The sequence below is a fragment of the Mesorhizobium sp. 131-3-5 genome (genome assembly GCF_016756575.1).
Taxonomy (GTDB): Bacteria; Pseudomonadota; Alphaproteobacteria; order Rhizobiales; family Rhizobiaceae; genus Mesorhizobium; species Mesorhizobium jarvisii.
The window spans coordinates 537507-557643 of record NZ_AP023254.1 but is presented as its reverse complement, the minus strand read 5'-3'; the positions used below and the strand labels follow the sequence as shown (position 1 = coordinate 557643).

The following is a 20137-nucleotide window of genomic DNA, read 5'->3' as shown; positions in this document are numbered from 1 at the left end:
GGTCTACTCATGACGTGCAACGCTCGGTGCGGGGGATGCGAACTTGGACTTCCGAAAGACTATCCGAACTGCAATCGGCAAGAATGGACGCGGCATCGAGATTGGCGCTTCATACTCGCCCATATTGCCCAAGGCCGAAGGTTACAAAACGCTCGTTGTCGATCACACCGATGCCGACGGATTGCGCTCGAAATACGCTGCGATCGGCGTCGACGTTTCACGGCTTGAAACGGTAGATGCCATCGACGATGGAGGCGAATTCAGACAACTCGACCTGACTGGCAAGGGCTTCGACTTCATAGTGGCCAGTCACGTCTTTGAGCATCTCACGGACCCTGTTCATTTCCTCCAACGCTGCGAACGGGCACTCAAGCCGGGTGGGCGGGTGTATCTCCTGATTCCGGATCGTCGATACACCTTCGATTATCTGCGGCCCAGTTGTACCGCGGGCCATCTGTTGGCCGCCTATATGGCAGGGCAAAAAAGGCATGGCACGGCGGCCATGTTCGATCACCATGCATCGCATGGAACGCGCGGAGGTGTGCAGGTCTGGCTGGAAGGGTTCAAGGGAGAGTATGCTTTCGCCGGAACGCCTCAAGCAGGCTACGCGATGGCAACCAGGCAAGGAGACGACTATGTCGACTGTCACGCCTGGGTCTTCACGCCGTCCAGTTTCCGCCTGGCCATGGCGGATTTGCACGCAGCAGGAGTCCTGGGACTTCGTGAAGAGCAATTTTACCCGACTGTAGGATGCGAGTTCTTTGCGGTGATGTCCGCCAATCCGGCGACGCATAGTCCCGACAGACTGGCCCTGGCGCTCGACGCGATCAACGAAGCCGGGCCTGAACACATCGCTGCGGCCGTTGTCGATCCTCCCGTGCACATCGGATCAGCGCCGTCAGCCCAAAATGCGATTGATGCATTCAAGGGCCAATGGGTCACCGCGTTCCCGGCAGCGCAAGGCTTGCAGGCGGGCACATCCCATCTGCACGAGGACCCACGCATACTTTGGCTCGCGGAGAAACTGGGTGGCTGGCTCAACGGGAAGCAAGTCCTCGAACTAGGTCCCTTGGAGGCGGCGCATACCGCAACTTTGTTGTCCCAAGGTGCAGGGTCGGTTCTGGCCATCGAGGCCAATCGCGATGCCTTTCTTCGCTGTCTGGTCGCGAAGGAAATCCTTGGCTTGCGCGACGCGAGCTTTCGGCTCGGCAATTTTGTGCCCTTCCTGGAGAGTGAAACAAAGCATTGGCCGCTGATCGTAGCCAGCGGTGTTCTCTATCATATGACGGACCCGCTGCACGTGCTGGACTTGTTGGCGGACCGAACCGATCGCCTGTTTTTGTGGACTCACGTCGTCGACGACAATGCGATGCCGGCCGGCGACCGGCGGCGCGCGGCGCTTGGAGCGCCAGAGCAACGCGACTGGCACGGCCGAACGGTGACGCTTTATCCGCGCCCCTACGGACCGCTTGGCGCATCGACATTTTGCGGAGGCATGGACCCGGTACCGCGCTGGATACATCGCGACGATCTGCTGTGGGGTCTGGCCAAACTGGGGTTCGACGATCTGGCGGTCGCACACGAGACACCGGACAACGAGCATGGTCCGTCGCTGTCGATCCTGGCGACGCGCAGCCCCAAGGCTACGCGTAAAGAACCACGGCCCCTGCCAACCGCTAAAAAGGATCTAAAAAGGGTATAGATCTTCGGCAACGTCGGAAAGCGAGACCGGCCAATCCAATTTTGTTTCACCTGTCTTGCGAAACAGGACGGCCGACATCAACGCTCCGGTGTGCATCTCGCCAAAATGCGTCGATATGTTGTGCACTCGGGCCACGATGTATGCCCGCACACCATCGATGGCTTCGATGATTTCAAACCCGGTCGATCTGTTGAGCAAGGCCTTCCAGGAGTGACTCGAAAACCGAAAATAGTCGCACGGCTCTTCGTGCAGAGCCCATGTCTGCGGCGCCAGGATAATCCCCAGAGCGCCTGTCTTGAGAACCCGGTTCATTTCGATCGCGGCCTTCCAGGGCATCAGGAGGTGCTCGAACACCGCAAATGACATGACGGCGTCATAGGTTTTGCGAGGCAGAAAGCGGCTGGCCTCATGGGCGTCTCCAACGATGTCGACGTTCTCGCCGTCCAGAATATCGAAACCGGTGTAGACCCAGCCCGGCGGTAGGCTGTTGCGCCACATTGCACCGGTCCGGTTGCGCGAACCGATCTCCAGCAAATGACCGCCGGAACGTGACCGCAACTCGGCAAAGAATCTGTTTACCAGGGGCAGTATCGGATCGTTCGGATCTGCCGCCGCAAGCGGGCGCACTTCCTTCGACCCGTCCGCCAATCTTATTTCGAGTTTCACATCCAGCATCTGAGCGTTGTCCAGCCCCGTAAAGACCCGCTCATCAAATCGGCACGAGGCCGCAAGTCGCCCATAGAGACGACTCAAATCCGCACTGGGAAGGCCAGTTTGCGACAGGGCGACTGTGCGGCCATCCGGCAGAAGCAAGGCGACCCCAACGACAGGGGATTTTGCGGAAAACGTGAATCCTGAAACGTGAATCGCGCCATGGAAACACGAACTGCGATCGACGATGCAAACAAGCTCGCTACCGATGGCCGGGGCGGTCAAATGTGGTGTCGGACCAGCAATGGTCGAGTCCATGTTCATGGTGGCTTGCCCCCCGCTACAGCCATGGCTGCGGAATTCCGTGCCCTGGCAGGGTAGCGCCTGTGCGCGGCAAACTGAAGGGGCAGGATAATCGGATCTTCAGTCAACCAGCCGATTGCGTTTAGGCTTAGAGAAGCCGCGCCAGCAGGCCGCCATCCACCTGCATGGCGCTGCCGGTGACGAAGGACGCGGCGTCCGACATCAGGAAGCCTATTGCCGTGGCGACCTCGGAAGGGTTGGCGATGCGGGCAATCCTGTTGGGCTCGAAGGACAGGCCCAGCGCTTCGGCGCCGCCGGCCGCTTCCAGCCCGTCCAGCGTCATGCGGGTGGCGACCGAGCCGACCAGCACGGCGTTGACGCGGATGCGGTCGACGGCATAGTCGAGCGCCATCTGCCGCGACAGGCCGACGACCGCCGCCTTCGTCGCGGCATAGGCGGGCACGCCGGGAACCGTGGCATCGGCGTGGACGGACGCGATGTTGACGATCGAGCCGCCGCCGGCCGCGCGCAGCAGCGGCAAGGTCGCGCGGCAGACCCGGAAAATGGCTGTGAGGTTGACGGCGATGGTTTTTTCCCACTCCGCGTCGGAAACGTCTTCAAGCCGCTTGCCGGTGGGGTAGATGCCGGCGCAGTTGACGACGGCGTCGAGCCCGCCAAGCCGTTTGGTGATTGCCGTCGCTGCCGACTGAACCTCCGCTTCGCGGGTGAGATCGCACTCGCGGAAGATCAACTGGCTTTCGCCATAGCGGCCGGCAAGGGCCTTGCCCTCCGCGCCGTCCAGTCCGGCGCCGAAAACCCTGGCACCCTCGTCGGCGAGGTACTCCGCGGTCGCCCGGCCAATGCCGGTCGCAGCACCCGTGACGAAAACACGTTTGCCGGCGAACATCATGCTGAAACCTGTGCAGCCACAGCGTGGCGTTCCGCTTGCGCCGCGGTCACCGAGCGCAGCACGCGGTCCTCGCCGCCTTCGCCACGGCCAAATTCGTCGACGATGCGCCCGTCGGCGACCACGAGGCAGCGATCGCAAAGGCCAATCAGCTCTTCCAGTTCGGAAGCGACGATCAGCAAAGCCACGCCCTTCTCGGCGAGTTCAACCACCAGCCGGTAGATTTCGTGCCGGGTCGCCGCGTCGACGCCCTTGGTCGGCTCGTCGAGCAGCAGCACTTTCGGTGCCCGCATCAGCACACGGGCGAACAACAGCTTCTGCTGATTGCCGCCCGACAGATGGGTGACCACGGCCTGCGGCGACGACGCCTTGACGTTGAGCGCGCGCATGGCGGTGAGGATGGAGCTCCGCTCCAGTCCGCCGCGCACCATGCCGTGACGCGACAGAGGCGCGAGATTGCCGATGGTGATGTTGGCGCCGACCGGCAGGTTGAACAGCAGGCCGTCGCGTTTGCGATCTTCGGTCAAGAGCGCAATGCCGGCCGCGCGGGCATCCCTGGGCGATTTGATAGACACGGTCTGGCCGGCGACACGGACTTCGCCCTCGGCCGCGACGCGGCCATAGATGCCGTGCAGGATCTCGCTGCGGCCCGAGCCCAGCAGCCCGGCCAGCCCGACGATTTCGCCCGCCGCCACGGACAGGTTGATATCCCTGGCGCCATGGACCGCGCCGCTGTGGCCGGCGACTGTGAGATGGCGCACCTCCAGCGCCGTCGGCGCGCCGACGGGTGCTGCATGTTCAGGAAACAGCCGCTGCAGCCTTTGACCCGACATCGAGAAGATGAAGGTCTCGGCATCGAAGTCCTCGCGCGCGATCCGTACCGCCACCTGCCCGTCGCGCAGCACCGTGGCGCGGTCGCAGATGGCGAGCACCTCGGGCAGGCGGTGGGTGATGTAGATCATCGCCACGCCTTGCGCCTTCAGGCGGCGCAGCACGGCGAACAGCGCATCGACCTCGGTGCCGGAGAGCGAGGCCGTCGGCTCGTCCAGCATCAGCACGCGTGGCTTCGTGACGATGGCACGCGCAATCATCACCAGATGACGCTGCGCCGAGGTCAGCGACGCGACATAGGCCCTGGGGTTGATGTCGATGCCGAGGTCGGCAAAGATTTCGCCGGCCCGCTGCTCGAGCTTGCGCTGATAAACCAGCATGCCGGTGCCCAGCCCGGTGCGGCCGGCAAAGACATTCTCGGCGACCGACAGCTGTTCGAGCACCTCGATTTCCTGCGGCACGTAACCGACGCCGTTCGATCGCGCATCGGCCGGCGAAGCGAAGCTGATGGGCCGGCCGTCGAGCTGGATCGTGCCGGTGTAGGAACCGGCCGGATGCACGCCGTTGAGGATCTTGACCAACGTCGACTTGCCGGCGCCGTTCTGGCCAAGCAAGGCGTGGATCTCGCCGGCCACGACATCGAAATCGACGCCGCGCAGCGCCTGCACGCCGCCGAAATTCTTGGCGATGGCGGTGGCCGAAAACAGCGGCGCTTGGGTGGTGATTGACAAGACGCATCCCTTCGGAAAGCGCCGGGCCTGAAAGGCGCGGGCCCGGCGGCAGGTGTTACTGGCCGGCGCTGTCCAGCATCTTGTAATAGGGATCGAGATCAGCTGCGGTGATCACCTTTGCCGGCAGCGGATTGCTGTAAGGCACGGTCTTGCCCTGGGCGAGATTACCGAGCAATTCGGCGACCTTGGCGCTCTCTTCATAGAGCGGCTGCGCGACGATGCCGTAGGCGGCGCCGGATTTCACCAGATCGAGATTCTGCCTGATATAGTCCATGCCGACGATGACGACGTCGCGTCCGGCCTTGCGGGCGGCGCCCGACCAAGTCTGGATGCTGTTGCCGGTGGTGCCGAAGGCGGCGGTCACATCGGGATTGCCCTGCAGGATCGCCACCGCCTTTGCCTCGGCCGCCGACGGCTCAAAGCCTTCCATCTGCGTGTCGAGCACCTTGATGCCTGGATATTTCGCCGCGATGGTCTTGCGGAAGGCATCCGACATGGCGTTTTCGGTGTCGTTGGAAGCGCCCTGCGTCAACGCTACGGTGCCCTTGCCGCCGAGCTTGTCGCCGATCGCGATCGCGGCATTGGTTCCCGCTTCGGCGATGTTCTCTCCCGTTGCCGCTTTCAGGCCGTTGACGGTCCCTTCGGGCGGCAGGACGTGCCAGGTGACGATCGGGAAACCTTCCTTGGCCAGCTTCGAGATGTAGGAATAGATGGCCGGATCGGGACCGTAGACGCCGATCGCGTCGTATTTGGTGCGGGCAAGGGCGGCCTCGGCAAGCGGCAAGGTCGCCGGAATATCCCAGTTGGTGGCGCTCGGGTCGCCGACCACCTCGCAGGTGTAGCCAAGTTCCTTGCACTTGTTGAGGAAGCCCGCCTGCATCAGCCGGTGCACCGGGTGATCCTTCATCGCCTGCACCCAGAGCAGGTGGATGTCCGCCGCCCGGGCCAGGCTCACCGAGCCGAGCGAGGTGGCGAGTGCCGCTGCCACCAATGCGGTTCGGATCAGCCGCTTTTTCAAATGGGTTTTCATGCCTTACCTCCCTTGGTTCGCCGGCATTTTTGCCGGCGCAATATCCGCGGCCTCTCAGGCGCCGGCGATGAAGTAGCGGCGGCGCACTATGTCGAGGCCGACAGCCATGACCATGATCACGCCAACCGCGATCTGCTGCCAGTTGGAGTTGACGCCGATGACGACGAGGCCGCTCTGCACCACTTTCAGCATCAGGATGCCGACGACGCCGCCGGCCACCGTGCCGGCGCCGCCGAACAGGCTGACGCCGCCGACCACGACGCCAGCGATGACGGTCAGTTCCCAGCCGCTGCCGATCGAAGTGCCGCCGCTGCCGAGATCGGCCATGACGAACATGCCGGCGATCGCCGACAGCGCGCCGACGGTGATGAAGGCGCCGATCTTGTAGGCGCTGGTGTTGATGCCGACGAGATGCGCCACTTCCTTGTTGCCGCCGGTGGCATACATGTTGCGCCCGAGCACGGTGCGCCGCAGCACGAAGTCGGCAAAGAGGGCGGCGACGATGAAGAAGGCAAAGCTCCAGCCGAGACCGAAGGCGAGATCGGTGCCGCCAATGGTGTTGATCGCCTCGGGCAGCGGATAGACCGGATAGCCGCCCGTCACCACCTGGATCAGGCCCTGGCCGATGAACAGCATGCCGAGCGTCTGGATGAAGGCGGGGATGCCCAGCCTGACGACGATCAAGCCGTTGAGGAGGCCGATCAGCGCGCCGACGCCGATGCCGCCGAGAATGCCGACGCTCACCGGCAGGGCGGCCGCGGTCATCAGCTTGGCGGCGACTACGGCCGACAGTCCGGCCACCGAACCGACCGACAGGTCGAACTCGCCGGCGACCAGCAGAATGGTCTGGCCGATGGCGATGATGCCGACAAAGGAGACGACGTTGAGAATGGCGCGGATGTTGCGCTCCGACAGGAAGGCCGGCTCGAGCAGCCAGAAGAAGGCGATCAGCAAAGCCATGGCCGCCAGCACGCCGACCTCACCGACGGCAATCAAGCCGATCAGTCGCCGCCGGAACGATCGCGCGTCCCTTGGCGGCGCGCTCACCTCAGCCGCGCTGTTCATCCCGACCTCCCTGGCAGCGACCGTTGCCGCTCTTGCGGCCGGCCCCATGCGCCCGCGCCGATCCTGGCGCGCTCCTCTCGGCCATTAAGATTATAATATTATAACTTGTCAACGCTGAAATTTTCTGGCGGTGCATAGCTGGGTCCATCGCTGGAAAGCACTCTCGGCAACCGCTATGAATGGACGTTTCGGCGTGATCCGCAGGACATTGCCTTGGTGGATAGCGCTTTCTTGGAGCATGGTGATGGTCGACAAGCCGCCGGCGGGCGAAAAGAAGCCGCAACGCCTCGGCGTTCGCGAGATCGCCAAGCGTGTCGGTGTGGCGCCGATGACGGTGTCGCGCGCGCTGTCCAATCCCGACATGGTCTCGCCGGAAACGCGGGCCAAAGTGCTGGAAGCCATCGAGCAGGCCGGCTTCGTACCCAACCGGCTTGCGTCCAGCATGCGCGGCAATGGCCGCATGATCGGCACTGTCGTGCCGCCGCTGATCAATTCGGGCATTGCCGAACAGGTGCAAGGCATGTCCGACGAATGCCATGAGAGCGGCTACTCGATGCTCCTGGTGCAAGGCGAGTTCACGCAGGAGGCCGAGGAGAAGTCGATCCGCAACCTGCTCGGCTGGCGCCCGGTCGGCATGATCCTGCAGAGCTTCGTGCAAAGCGAGACCGCGCGCGCCTTGCTGAAGAGCAGCGGCGCCCCGGTGGTCGAAATTTCCGAAATCAAGGGCCGCAAGCCGATCGACATGGTGGTCGGCGTCTCCAACTTCGAGACCGCCTATGCCATGACCATGCATCTGGCGGCCAAGGGCTACAAGCGCATCGGCTTCGTTTCGACGCCGATCCACGGCAATGACCGCCTGCGGCAGCGCCGCACCGGTTACCACGCCGCCCTGACGGAACTCGGCATCAAGAACCATGCCGATATGGAGGTCGAAGTGCCGATCACCGCGCAGGGCGGTGCCGAGGCGCTGGTGACGCTGACCTCCCGCCACCGGGATATCGATGCCATCTTCTTTTCCAGCGACACGCTCGCGGTCGGCGCCGTGCAGGAATGCCACCGCCGGCGCTGGGCGGTGCCGGGCAGGATCGCCATCGCCGGCTATGGCGACATGGATCTCGCCGCGCAGCTCTATCCGCCGCTGACCACGGTGAAGGTCAACCGCTACGAGATGGGCCGCCGTGCGGTGCGGCAATTGCTGGCACGGCTCGGCGGCGACACCAAGGTGCCGACCATCACCAGCCTCGGCTTCGAGATCGTCGATCGCGAAAGCGCGTGACGGATTAGAAAGCACGCTGCCCCGCGTCTTCCCGCCGCCCGAGCCGTTTTTCCCATCCTTCCGCATGGACGTTGAGATAGGCGTTGGGATCGTAAGGGTGGCTCTTGATAGCCTCGATGTTGAGATCGATGCCAAGGCCTGGCGCGTCGGGCAGTGACAGATGGCCATTGTCCGGATCGACGGTCGGGTGCCAGGTCACGAGATCGCGCGTCCACGGGTCGTTGAAAGCGTCGAAGTGCTCCTGGATGAGGAAGTTCGGCACCGCGGCCGCCAGCTGCAGGCACACCGCCGTCGCCACCGGGCCGCCGCTCTGGTGCGGGGCGATGTGGCTGCCATGGGCAAGCGCGAGGTTGGCCACCTGCATGGACGGCGCGATACCGCCGAGCGACATCGGTTCGGGCTGGAAGATGTTGACGCCCCCGCCTGCGGCCAGCGTGTAGAACTGCCCGACCGTGTCATACATTTCGCCGGTCGCCACGGGGATCGGTGAGCGATGCGCCACTTCGTGCACCGTCTCTTGCCGGTCGCGCGAGGTCGGCTCCTCCCACCAGAAGATGTCGAGATCGGCGAATTTCTGCGCTGCCTGCAGGGCGGCGATCTCGGTGAAACGCGCATGCACGTCGATCAGGATCAGCGTATCCCGAGGCAGTTCATCTCGCAATTTTCGGCAGATCGCGTAGGAAAGCTCCAATTCCTCGCGCGAGATAAAACCTTGCGCTGTGCCGAACGGGTCGAGCTTGAACGCCTTGAACCCCTTGGTCAGAACCGCCTTGGCGGCCTCGAGGAAGGCCTCCGGCGTGCGTTCGGTGCGGTACCAGCCATTGGCGTAGCCGAGCACGCTGTCGCGCACCTGCCCGCCGAGCAACTGGTGGATCGGCACGCCGAGGCTTTTGCCCAGAATGTCCCAGCAGGCAACCTCGATCGCCGCGATCACCGTGCGATGGATGTGGCCGCCGTCGAGCGAGACACTATCCAGCATGCGCCTGGCCAGCGCATTGATGCGGCGCGGATCCTGGCCGATGGCGAGATGCTTGAGCTCGTGCACGCCCGCTTCGGTGGTCTTGATGAAGCCGTTCAGCGTGCCTTCGCCGATCCCATGGATGCCCTTGTCGGTATGGACCTTGACGAACAGCCAGTTCTTCCAGCCGGCGCCGACGGCAAAGGTCTCGATTTCGGTGATTTTCATGCGCGGTGGTGTCCTAACCCAGGGCTATGATCGCGGCGACGACAGCCTCTGATGTCAGGCCGTATTTCGCTTGCAGGGTCGGCACCGCGCCGCATTCGATGTAGCGGTCGGGCAAGCCGATGCGGGTGACTTTCTTCGCTATGCCGGCGTCGAACAAGGTCTCGACAACGAGGCTGGCCAGGCCGCCGACGACAACATGGTTTTCCGCTGTGACGATGTGGCTGACGCCGGCTGCGAACGCGGCCACCGCCTCGGCATCGAACGGTTTGATGGTCGGCACGTGCAGCAGGCCGGCGGAGATGCCCTGTTTTCGCAACGCGTCCGCCGCATCCAGCGCCCGCTCGGTCATGAAGCCGGTCGAGATGATGCCGACATCGGAGCCCTTACGAAGCTGCCGCGCCTTGCCGATTTCGAAACGATAGCCGGCTTCAAATACCACAGGCACGTTGCCGCGCAGCAGCCGCATATAAACCGGCCCGTGACGCTCGGCGATCGCCTCGGTCGCCGCTTCGATCTCGGTCGCGTCGCAGGGGTCGATGATGGTCAGGCCGGGGATCATGCGCATCAGCGCCAGATCCTCGATCGCCTGATGCGTGCCGCCATAGCCGGTCGTCAGTCCCGGCAGGCCGGCGACGATCTTGACGTTAAGGTTGGAGTGGGCGAGCGCGATGGCGACGAAATCATAGGCACGCCTTGTCGCGAACACGCCATAGGTGGTGGCGAACGGCACCTTGCCGGTACGCGCCAGCCCGGCGGCGACAGCGATCAGGTTCTGCTCGGCCATGCCGACATTGAAGAAGCGGTCGGGGAACGCGTCGCGGAACGGCAGGATGTCGGTGTATTTGCCGAGGTCGGCTGTCAGCCCGACAATATCGGGACGGTTCTGGCCGAGCCGCGCCAGCGCCTTGCCAAACGGCGCCTCCACGCTTTGCCGGCCACCGCCAACAGCTTCGTCCTGACCCATGGCCCGCGTGCGGCCGGCCTCCGTCGCCGCGCCGCTCATTGGGCTGCTCCCACGGTCTTTTCGAACTCGGCGATGATGCCGTCCCATTGCGCCACGTCGATGCGGAAGAAATGCGATTTCTCGGAGGTTTCGATGCGCGGCACGCCCTTGCCAGGCAGCGTGCGCAGCACGATCGCCTTCGGCTTGCCGTTTCGCTCGCGCGCATCGGCCAGTGCGCCGACCACCGCCTTCATGTCGTTGCCGTCGATCTCCGATGTCTGCCAGCCGAAGGCGCGCCATTTGTCGGCGACCGGCTCCATATCGAGCACGACAGGCCCGTCGGCCTGGATGCCGTTGCAGTCGACCAGCGCCACCAGCCCGTCGAGCTTGAAATGGCTGGCCGACATCGCCGCTTCCCAGGTTGAGCCTTCCTGCATTTCGCCATCGGACAGTTCGACGAAGACGCGCGCCTCGGATTTGTCGATGCGCAGGCCCAGCGCCTGGCCGACGCCTTGTCCCAGCCCATGGCCGAGCGAGCCGCCGATGACCTCGACACCGGGCGTCGTGTCGAGCGTCGACATCTCCAGCCGGCTGTTGTCGGCGCCATAGGTGGCAAGTTCCTCGACCGGGATGATGCCGGCCTCGGCCAGCGCTGCCCACAGCGCGATCGAATAATGCCCGGTCGACAACAGGAAGCGGTCGCGGTCGGCCCACGCCAGATTGTGCGGGTCGTAGCGCAGTTCGTGGAAGTAGAGCGCGGCCAGCACATCGGCGATGCCGAGGCCCTGGCCGATGTAGCCCTGGCCCTGGCCGCGCGCCATGGTCAGCATGTGATGGCGCAATTGTATCGCCTTGCGTTCGAGCGCGCCGATATCGGCGCTGCCGGGTGGGGAGTTTCGCAGCATCTGATCAGTCCTTGTCGAGCCCGCCCGACATGTTGAGCCGTTCGGCGGTCATGTATTTGGGCGCATCGAGGCACAGCCAGACGACGGCTTCCGCGACTTCCGCAATCTCGGCGCGGCGGCCGAGCGGGATGCGGCGGGTGCGCTCGTCGAGGAAGGCCTGCAGGTCGCTGCGGCCATTGGCGCGGGCGAGGTCGACCTCGGTCGAGCGCTGCATGTCGGTGTCCATCATGCCCGGTGCCAAGCTGTTGACCAGCACACCATAGGGCGCCAGCGCTACCGCCGCGGCGCGGGTGATGGAATCGACCCCGGCCTTGCTCGCCGTGTAGGCGGTATAGTCGGGCAGCGCCATGCGCGAACCCGGCGAGGTGATGTTGATGATGCGCCCCGAACGCTGCTCGCGCATCACCCGCCCGGCGGCCTTGCAGGCCATGGCCAATGCGGTGACATTGAGCGCCAGCGTGCGCGTCCAGGCCTTGAAGGTGGCGTCGAGGAAGGGCTCGATCACGCCATAGCCGGCATTGTTGACGAGGATGTCGATGCCGCCCCAGCGCGCCACCACTTTCTCCACCGCCGCCTCCGGCGCGCCTTCCCCGGTGAAGTCGCTGACGATGCTCTCGCTTTCCGCGCCGGCTTCGCCGATCTGCCTGGCGGTCTCGGCCAGGCCCTCGCCATTGATGTCGGTGACCGCGACGACACAGCCGCGCCGCGCCAGCTGGATCGCCACCTCGCGACCGAGGCCGCCGGCGGCACCGGTGACGAGTGTTCTTCGTGGCGGCGTATTGTGATTTTCGGCTGGCAAGAAAACACCCTCCCGGTGGCCATCTTGACGGAATTGATACCGGTACCATAAATGGCTGTCAACGGCGATGTGCTATTGTCCCATCGACCGCATGGTCCGCTGCAATGGGGAGAAGAAAGATGAAAGTCGTCGCGCTCGAAACGCTGCAGCTGGCGGAGTTTCCCTTCCTGTTCTGGCTGCGCGTCCACACCGATGCCGGCCTGATCGGCACCGGCGAGTCGTTCTGGGCGCCGGGGCCGGTCGCCGCCTACATCCACGACAATGTCGCGTCCTATCTGCTGGCCAAGGATCCGCGCGACATCGAGCTGCATGATCGCACGCTGGGCAGCGTCTATGTCGGCGCGCGCGACTCCGGCGCCGAGGTGCGCGGCAACTCCGCCGTCAACATCGCGCTGTGGGATATCTATGGCCAGGCGCTTGGCGAGCCGGTCTGGCGGCTGCTTGGCGGGCGCACCCACAAGAGCGTGCCGATCTACAACACCTGCGCCGGCTACAAGCATGTCCGCGCCACGAAGAAGAACGCCCTGTTCGAGCGGGGCGAGGACTGGTCGCTCAAGCCTGGCGATTCCCACGAAGGCCCCTACGAGGACCTGCTCGCCTGGCGCTACAATGCCGGCGATCTCGCCAGGAGCCTGAAATCCGAAGGCATCGGCGCGATGAAGATATGGCCGTTCGACATCGCCGCCGAAGCGTCGAACGGCACCCGCATTTCGCTGGCCGATCTGGACAAGGCATTGGAGCCTTTCCAGAAAATCCGCGACGCCGTCGGCCGCGAAATGGAAATCATGGTCGAGCTGCACGGCCTGTGGACCTTGCCGCCGGTGCTGCGCATTGCCGAGGCGCTGAAAGCCCATGACGTCGCCTGGCTGGAAGAGCCGATCCGCTACAATGAGCTCGACGCCATGGCCGAGCTTGCCCGCCATACCTGGATCCCGATCGCCGCCAGCGAGCGGCTGGCCTCGCGGCAGATGTTCAAGCAGCTGATCGACAAGCGCGCGGCCAGCGTGATCATGATCGATCTCGCCTGGTGCGGCGGCCTCTCCGAGGCGCGCAAGATCGCCAACATGGCCGAGGCCAGCGAACTGCCGGTGACCTTGCACGATTGCACCGGGCCGATCGTCTATGCCGCCAGCTGCGCGCTGTCGGCGACCTTGCCGAACGTCAACTACCAAGAGGCGGTGCGCGCCTATTTCACCGGCTGGTACACCGAGATCGTCGCCGACATTCCGCCGGTCAAGGACGGTCACGTCGCGCCGCTCGAAGGGCCGGGGCTGGGTCTCAGCCTGCGGCCGGAGCTGTTTCAGCGGCCCGATGCGACCGTTCGGATCACCAGACTCTAGCCGTCGCACGGCTTTGTCCGAAGCCAGTAGACATTATGCTATTATAATCTATGATGCGCCAAAGCGAGCGGCCAACAAGCTCGCCGCCGGCGCTCTGCCGCCCGGCGTCGGACGCATTTCAGGGAGGCTTTGGTGGCAATGTCTGCGGCGCGCGCACGCGACGATTTCAAGGGCGCTCCAAACCTGCCCGATCCAAAAATCCTGCTCGACCTGTTCGAACGCATGGTGCTGTTGCGCCTTTTCGAAAGCATCGCCCAGATCGCCTGCCGCAAGGGCGAAACGCCAGGCTTCCTGCATCTCTATATCGGCGAGGAGGCGACAGGCGTCGGCGTCTGCGCGCATCTCAGGCCAACCGACTGGGTCACATCGACCCATCGCGGCCACGGCCACGCACTTGCCAAGGGCGCCAATCCCGGCCGGGTGATGGCCGAGCTGTTCGGCAAGGTTGACGGGATTTGCGGCGGCCGTGGCGGCACCATGCATCTCTACGACCGTTCGGTCGGCCTGTTCGGCACCAACGGCATCGTCGCCGCCGGCATCGGCCATGCCGTCGGCATCGGCATGAGCGCCCGCCAGCAGGGCCGCGACGACATCGGCGTCGCCTTCTTCGGCGACGGCGCCGCCAACCATGGCGGCTTCCACGAGGCGCTCAACTTCGCTGCCGTGCAGCGGGCGCCGGCGGTCTTCATCTGCGAGAACAACCTCTACGCCACCGCGACGCCGTTGAAGTCGGTCACGCTGAACCCAGAGATCGCCACCAAGGCCGCCTCCTACGGCATGCCTGGGGTCGCGGTCGACGGCAACGACGTCTTCGCCGTCTGGCAGGCGATGAAGGAGGCCACCGAGCGCGCCCGTTCCGGCAAGGGCCCGACGCTCATCGAGGCCAAGACCTACCGCACCGTCGGTCACCATGAGGGCGATCCGGTCATCGGCACCTATCGCACGCAGGAGGAACTCGACGCCTGGGTCAAGCGCGATCCCATCGACATGTTCCGCAAGCGGTTGATCGAGGACTATGGCGTCGCCGATGCCGAGGCGCTCGCGGCAATAGAGGCGCGGATCGAAAAGGTGGTCGAGGAGGCGCTGACCTTCGCCCGCAAGTCGCCCGAGCCCGATCCGGCGACGGTGCGCCTGCATGTCTTCGCCGATCCGATCAATCCGCCGGCTGCATTACAGCCGCGCGCCGTCGGCGAGACGCGCACGCAAGGTTGGCTCGAAGCGGTGCGCGACGGCATCGCCGAGGAAATGCGCGCCAATCCGGCGATCCTCTATTTCGGCGAGGGCACCGGCGAGCGTGGCGGCAGTTTCGCACACACCAAAAACCTCTGGCAGGAATTCGGCGCCGAGCGCATGGTCGACACGCCGATCTCCGAACAGGGTTTCACCGCCGCCGCCGTCGGCGCTTCGGCCACCGGTGCGCGCACCGTATCGGACCTGATGTTCGCCGACTTCGCCTTTGAGACCGCCGGCCAGATCTTCCTGCAGGCAGCCAAGCTGCGCTACATGACCAGCGGCCTGATGAGCGCGCCGATGGTGGTGCGCGTCGGCGCCGGCGCGCTGCGCAGCTCCGGCCCGCATCACAGCGGCATCTATCATCCGGTCTTTGCCCATATGCCGGGCCTTATCGTCTGCGTGCCGTCGACCCCTGCCGACGCCAAGGGCCTGATGAAGACAGCGCTCAGGGCCGGCGATCCCGTCATCATGCTGGAACCCAAGGCGCTGTTCGCCTCCAAGGGCGAGGTGCCGGTCGGCGAGCATTTCGTGCCTTTCGGCGTCGCGCGCATCGCGCGGGCCGGCACCGACATCACCATCGTTGCCGCCGGCCAGATGGTGCAGCGCGCGCTGGAGGCTGCCGAGGCGCTGGCTGGTGAAGGCATCGAGGCGGAGGTGATCGATCCCCGCACCATCATGCCGCTCGACATCGACACCATCGTCGCCAGCGTGCGAAAGACCCATCGCCTGCTCATCGTCGACGAAGCCTGGGCGATGTGCGGCCTTGGCGGCGAGATCGCCCAGGCCATCAACGAACTCGCCTTCGACGAACTCGACGCCCCGCCCGGAAGGCTGCACACCGCGCCGACCTCGCATCCCTTCGCGCCGGTACTGGAGCGCGCCATGCTGGTCGACACTGCGCGCATCGCCCAGGGCGTGCGCGATGTCATATCAGGCCAACCGCCGGTGCCGGACCATTGGTACACGGTCGGCCTGAAAAGCGCTGCGCCGGCTAAACCAACGCCTGCTCCAGCCAAACCTTTGCCCGCCGCTTCAGCGGCTGCCGCTCCCAGCAACGACGAGCCGATCACAATGCCGTTCGGTGATCTCACCGTCAGCGAAGGCACTGTCGTCAAATGGCTGAAGGCGGTCGGTGATCCGGTCAAGGAAGGCGAACTGATCGCCGAGATCGAGACCGACAAGGCCGTGGTCGAGATCGAGGCACCGGTCAGCGGGACGCTCAACACCATCGATCAGCCGGTCGGCGCCGTGGTGCCGATGGGCGGCCGCATCGGCGGCATCAAGAAATAATCATCGTACCGAGGAAATCCGAAGGGCAAGCATGAAGATCCTTTGCGCCAACTGGCAAGCCGCCGACGAGGCCGAACTCGAGCGGCAGCATTATCCCGATGTGGAGTTCATCCTCGCCCGCTCGACCAACGACAAGGCAGCCGCACTCGATCCTGCCGTCTGCGAGGTGGTCGACGCCGTCATCAACTATTCGCCCACCCACAATGTCGCGGCCGCGCCATCGGCCTTTCCCAAGGCGCGCATCGCCGTGCGTTCCGGCGTCGGCTTCGACAACATCGACACATCAGGCTGGGGTGCGCGCAAGATTCCGGCCTGCAACGTGCCGGACTATGGCACCACCGAGGTCGCAGATCACGCGATCGGCCTGATGCTGGCGCTGACGCGCGGCACATCGGCCTATGGCGCGGAGCTTTCCGGCCATGGCGCCGGAGGCTGGCATTTTTCCAAGGCGCCGCTGGTGCGCCGGCACAAGGGCGCCACCTTCGGCATTGTCGGCCTCGGCCGTATCGGGCTGGCCACGGCGCGCCGCGCCGCCGCCTTCGACATGAAGGTGGTGTTCTATGACCCGCATCTTCTCTCCGGTGTCGACCTGTCGACCGGCTACGAACGCGTCCATTCGCTCAGTGAATTGATGGAGCGGGCGGATGTGGTAAGCGTCCACACGCCGCTCAGCGAGGAGACCCGCAAGCTGCTTGGCGCGTCCGCCTTCGCCGCCGCCAAGCCCGGCCTTGTCCTCATCAACACCGCGCGCGGTCCGATCGTCGATCTCGACGCGCTGGAAGCGGCGATGCGCGAGGGCATCGTCGCCGGCGCCGGCCTCGACGTCTTGCCGAACGAGCCCGGCGATCTCGACCATCCGCTGCTCACCGCATGGCGCGCCCGAGAACCTTGGATCGCCAATCGGCTGATCGTCACCCCGCACGCCGCCTTCTACAGCCCGGCGTCGATGCGCGACCTCCGGCTGAAATCGATCGAGGTGGTGCACGCCTATCTCGCCGAGGGGCGGCTGACCAACTGCGTGAATTCAGAGTATCTGAAATGAACATCGCGACGGCGCAGACCCGGCTGGCAGTTTCGCCCTATGCCCGCCGCCTGGCGCGCGAGCGTTCCCTGCCGCTCGAAACACTTCGCGGCAGCGGCCCGGGCGGCCGCATCCTGGCCGCCGACGTGCAGGCCTTCGTTCCGGTTGCCGCGCCGGTCGTCTCGCCAAAAGTCGCCCCCGCGGCAGCGCCCCTGTCCCCGACCGCGCCCCGGATCGCCGCCTTTGCCACCTCCGTTGCCCTTGGCTCGCTGCAAGACCTGCTGGCGGCGCTTGAGAGCTCGGGGCATGTGTTCGCCATCGACGACGTGCTGCTGCGTGCCGCCGGTCGCGCATTTGTCGAGATGCCGGAGGCAGCTAGGTTAGGTGGCGCTTGCGTGGCGCTGGAACTGGCGGGTCGGCAAACCGTATTCGCAGTGATTCCCGAGATGCCGCTGACATCGCTGCGCGCCATGCGGCTTGCGGCATTGGCCGACAGCCGGGATGGGACGGAAACGCCAGCGACCCTATCTCTGCGGCTGCTGCCGGCGAGCGACATCAGGCCGGTGATGACGCCGCTTCTGCCGGGCCGTGCTATGCGCCTGACCGTTTCGCCCGACACGCCGGGCGGCCATGCTGAATGCCTGCTGACGATAGATGCGGCAAGTGTTGACGAGGCTACCGCTGCCGCATGGCTCGCGACCCTGAAATCGGTGATCGAACAGCCACTTCGGCTCTTTGTCTGAGACGGTTGATCGTCAACAGCCTTGCCTAGCCTCGGGCCCAGGAAGCTATTATAAAAGCTTCGACACAGACGCGACGAGGCACATGGACCACCCCACCATAGACAGTCTTCCCAGGCGCACGCTCGGCCGCGCCAACGGGCCGCTTTACCGCCAGCTCGCCGACATTCTGCGCGAACCGATCGGCAACGGCACCTTCCCCGTCGGCGGCGAACTGCCGAAGGAAGCGACCATTGCCGAGCATTTCGGCGTCAGCCTGATCACGGTTCGCCAGGCGCTGCGCGATCTCGAAGCCGACGGGCTGATCCGCAAGCGCTCGGCCAAGCCTGCCGTGGTCGCGGCGCGCAGCCCCTCGGTCAATCTGAGCTGGAAGTTCAAGAATTTCGCCGACATGGCGGCCTTCACCAAGGATGCCGAGCTGACGGTGAAATCCTACCGCAAGGAGGTTTCGCCCGTGCTCCAGCGGCATTTCGGCATGGGCAAGGACGAGGCCGGCTATTGCCTGCGCAGCGTGCTGTCGATCGGCGAACAGCGCAAGGCGCAGATCACCACCTATTTCCCGCCCGACATCGGCGCGCGCCTGAAGCGGGAGGATTTTTCGGACGTGCTGATCTTCCGTTCGGTGCAGCAACATCTCGGCCTGCGGCTCGACGTGGCGCATGTCACGGTGCGCGCCGAGATCGCCGACGAGGCGGTTGCCGCCGACCTTGGCATAACGCTCGGCAGTCCGGTGCTGACGGTAGAGATGCTCTACCAGTCGGCGGACCAGCGCAGCATCGAATTCTCCGTCGCCCGGCACCCCGCCGATATCTTCAGCATCACTTACGACGCACCGAACGACCTGTCCTGAAGCGCGCCGGAGGCGGGATTTTCTGCTGACGTCGCATAGACAGGTCCATAAAATTATAATAGCATGATAGCTAGGCTGAAGTGCCGGCCACGGGAGACGTCGCAAGAGAAGAACTCCTGCGAATTCGGCTCGCGGACGCAGCCTTTGGGAAGTCTGGGCAAATTGACAACAGCGATTGGTACCGGTATCAATTTGTCGTCTTCATCCGACTAAGATGGCGCAGTCCATCACCGGCTGGGCAGGAAATACAGGGAGGAAGACCATGAAACTAACGAGCTTGAGCGCCTGCTTCGTGGCGCTTGCCGGGTTCGCAGCGTCGATGGCTGCGATGCCGGGCCATACCGCGACCCAGAAACCGTACACCATCTATCTCTCGAACAATTTCGTCGGCAATGACTGGCGCCAGCAGATGGAACGCGTCGCCAATGTCGCCGTCAACAAGGGGCCGCTGAAGGGTCGCGTCGACCTCAAGATCGAAAATGCCGAGAACACCGTTCAGGCGCAGATCAATTCGCTGAACAACATCATCCGCCAGAAACCGGCCGCCATCCTCATCGATGCGTCGTCGGCCGAGGCGCTCAATCCCACCATCAAGAAGGCCTGCGACGCCGGTATCATCGTCGTCAGCTTCGACCAGACCGTGTCTGCCGAATGCGCCTACAAGATGCATTCCGATTTCGACATCATGGCCAACAACCAGGCCGAGTGGATGGCTTCCATCCTCGGCGGCAAGGGCAAGGTCTTCATGGATCGCGGCCTCGCCGGTGCGCCGATCTCGGAACAGTTCGAGAAGAACTTTGGTGCCGTGCTGAAGAAATATCCCGGCATCGAGATCGTCGGCTATTTCAACGGCAACTATGCCGCCGGCCCCGAACAGGAAGGCGTCGCCAGCCTGCTCGCCGCGCATCCGGAAGTCGACGGCATCTTCTCGCAGGGCTACGGTACAGGCGCCATCAAGGCGCTGCAGAATGCCGACCGGCCGATGGTGCCGATCGTCGCCGCCGCCTTCAACGGCACCGGCGTGACTTGCGCGCAGACCAAGGGCGCCAAATGCTGGCTCGGCGCCAATCCGCCGTCGCTGTCGGCCGAAGCGATCAAGCTCGCGGTCGACATACTGGACACTGGCAAGAAGCCGGCCGACACCACCGTGCTGTTCAATTCGCCCGGCCTGACCACGGATATGGTCGATGCCAAATATGCGCCGAATTCCTCGGCGGTGAAGATCGAGCTCGGCAAGACCGTATTTCCCGATCTCGCGCCGGGACTTTCCTTGCCGGTGTCGCCGAGCTGGGTGGAGATCACCCCCAAGGAGGCCTCGGGAACCTGATTTGGTG

The 20137-nt window shown here is 64.5% G+C and carries 17 protein-coding genes; 8 read left to right on the top strand and 9 right to left on the bottom strand.

The window, feature by feature from the left end:
* Nucleotides 1–43: 43 nt before the first annotated feature.
* Nucleotides 44–1702, top strand: a complete 1659-nt coding sequence (locus tag JG747_RS02565; RefSeq protein ID WP_244748323.1) for a methyltransferase domain-containing protein — start codon at nucleotides 44–46, stop codon at nucleotides 1700–1702.
* Here JG747_RS02565 and JG747_RS02560 read toward each other — a convergent pair.
* From JG747_RS02560 to JG747_RS02540, 5 genes are all read right to left on the bottom strand, one after another.
* Nucleotides 1688–2677 (bottom strand): class I SAM-dependent methyltransferase, encoded by a 990-nt coding sequence (locus tag JG747_RS02560; protein WP_244748322.1) that lies wholly within the window; start codon nucleotides 2675–2677, stop codon nucleotides 1688–1690. The two genes, JG747_RS02565 and JG747_RS02560, sit on opposite strands and share 15 nt — an antisense overlap.
* A gap of 127 nt (nucleotides 2678–2804) precedes the next feature.
* Nucleotides 2805–3563 (bottom strand): SDR family NAD(P)-dependent oxidoreductase, encoded by a 759-nt coding sequence (locus JG747_RS02555; RefSeq protein ID WP_244748321.1) that lies wholly within the window; start codon nucleotides 3561–3563, stop codon nucleotides 2805–2807.
* Nucleotides 3563–5125, bottom strand: coding sequence for a sugar ABC transporter ATP-binding protein (locus JG747_RS02550; RefSeq protein WP_202361087.1), 1563 nt, complete (start codon nucleotides 5123–5125; stop codon nucleotides 3563–3565). The genes JG747_RS02555 and JG747_RS02550 overlap by 1 nt, the downstream gene beginning before the upstream one ends.
* A gap of 55 nt (nucleotides 5126–5180) precedes the next feature.
* A complete protein-coding gene (locus JG747_RS02545) occupies nucleotides 5181–6155 on the bottom strand; it encodes a sugar ABC transporter substrate-binding protein (protein ID WP_202361086.1) in 975 nt (324 codons plus the stop codon).
* Nucleotides 6156–6209: 54 nt separating this feature from the next.
* A complete protein-coding gene (locus tag JG747_RS02540; protein WP_202361085.1) occupies nucleotides 6210–7220 on the bottom strand; it encodes an ABC transporter permease in 1011 nt (336 codons plus the stop codon).
* 244 nt (nucleotides 7221–7464) lie between these two features.
* Between JG747_RS02540 and JG747_RS02535 the strand changes: the two genes are divergently transcribed.
* Nucleotides 7465–8496 (top strand): LacI family DNA-binding transcriptional regulator, encoded by a 1032-nt coding sequence (locus JG747_RS02535; protein WP_027047628.1) that lies wholly within the window; start codon nucleotides 7465–7467, stop codon nucleotides 8494–8496.
* Nucleotides 8497–8500: 4 nt separating this feature from the next.
* On the opposite strand, the gene JG747_RS02530 is transcribed toward JG747_RS02535, so the two are convergent.
* From JG747_RS02530 to JG747_RS02515, 4 genes are read right to left on the bottom strand one after another with little or no spacing between them, the layout of a single operon-like run.
* Nucleotides 8501–9682: a mandelate racemase/muconate lactonizing enzyme family protein gene (locus JG747_RS02530; protein ID WP_038651363.1), complete on the bottom strand. Its 1182-nt coding sequence runs from the start codon at nucleotides 9680–9682 to the stop codon at nucleotides 8501–8503.
* Between the two features lie 13 nt (nucleotides 9683–9695).
* A complete protein-coding gene (locus JG747_RS02525; RefSeq protein WP_202361084.1) occupies nucleotides 9696–10685 on the bottom strand; it encodes a transketolase family protein in 990 nt (329 codons plus the stop codon).
* Nucleotides 10682–11530 (bottom strand): transketolase, encoded by an 849-nt coding sequence (locus JG747_RS02520; RefSeq protein ID WP_019862571.1) that lies wholly within the window; start codon nucleotides 11528–11530, stop codon nucleotides 10682–10684. Before JG747_RS02520 ends, JG747_RS02525 begins: the two co-directional genes overlap by 4 nt.
* A 4-nt stretch (nucleotides 11531–11534) precedes the next feature.
* Nucleotides 11535–12329, bottom strand: a complete 795-nt coding sequence (locus JG747_RS02515; protein WP_019862572.1) for an SDR family NAD(P)-dependent oxidoreductase — start codon at nucleotides 12327–12329, stop codon at nucleotides 11535–11537.
* Between the two features lie 119 nt (nucleotides 12330–12448).
* Here JG747_RS02515 and JG747_RS02510 point away from each other — a divergent pair, with 119 nt between their 5' ends.
* The 6 genes from JG747_RS02510 to JG747_RS02485 all read left to right on the top strand — a co-directional run bounded on the left by JG747_RS02510 (nucleotide 12449) and on the right by JG747_RS02485 (nucleotide 20130).
* Nucleotides 12449–13669, top strand: a complete 1221-nt coding sequence (locus JG747_RS02510) for a mandelate racemase/muconate lactonizing enzyme family protein (RefSeq protein ID WP_202361083.1) — start codon at nucleotides 12449–12451, stop codon at nucleotides 13667–13669.
* 138 nt (nucleotides 13670–13807) lie between these two features.
* On the top strand, nucleotides 13808–16192 hold the full coding sequence (locus tag JG747_RS02505) for a thiamine pyrophosphate-dependent enzyme (protein ID WP_244748417.1): 2385 nt from the start codon (nucleotides 13808–13810) through the stop codon (nucleotides 16190–16192).
* 31 nt (nucleotides 16193–16223) lie between these two features.
* Nucleotides 16224–17234 carry a C-terminal binding protein gene (locus JG747_RS02500; RefSeq protein WP_202361081.1) on the top strand — a complete coding sequence of 337 codons (1011 nt, stop codon included), beginning with the start codon at nucleotides 16224–16226 and terminating at the stop codon, nucleotides 17232–17234.
* On the top strand, nucleotides 17231–17956 hold the full coding sequence (locus tag JG747_RS02495; protein ID WP_202361080.1) for an E3 binding domain-containing protein: 726 nt from the start codon (nucleotides 17231–17233) through the stop codon (nucleotides 17954–17956). Before JG747_RS02500 ends, JG747_RS02495 begins: the two co-directional genes overlap by 4 nt.
* 82 nt (nucleotides 17957–18038) lie before the next feature.
* On the top strand, nucleotides 18039–18803 hold the full coding sequence (locus tag JG747_RS02490; protein ID WP_019862576.1) for a GntR family transcriptional regulator: 765 nt from the start codon (nucleotides 18039–18041) through the stop codon (nucleotides 18801–18803).
* A 262-nt stretch (nucleotides 18804–19065) separates the two neighbouring features.
* Entirely contained in the window at nucleotides 19066–20130 is a 1065-nt protein-coding gene (locus JG747_RS02485; protein ID WP_202361079.1) for a substrate-binding domain-containing protein, read from the top strand.
* Nucleotides 20131–20137 lie beyond the last annotated feature (7 nt).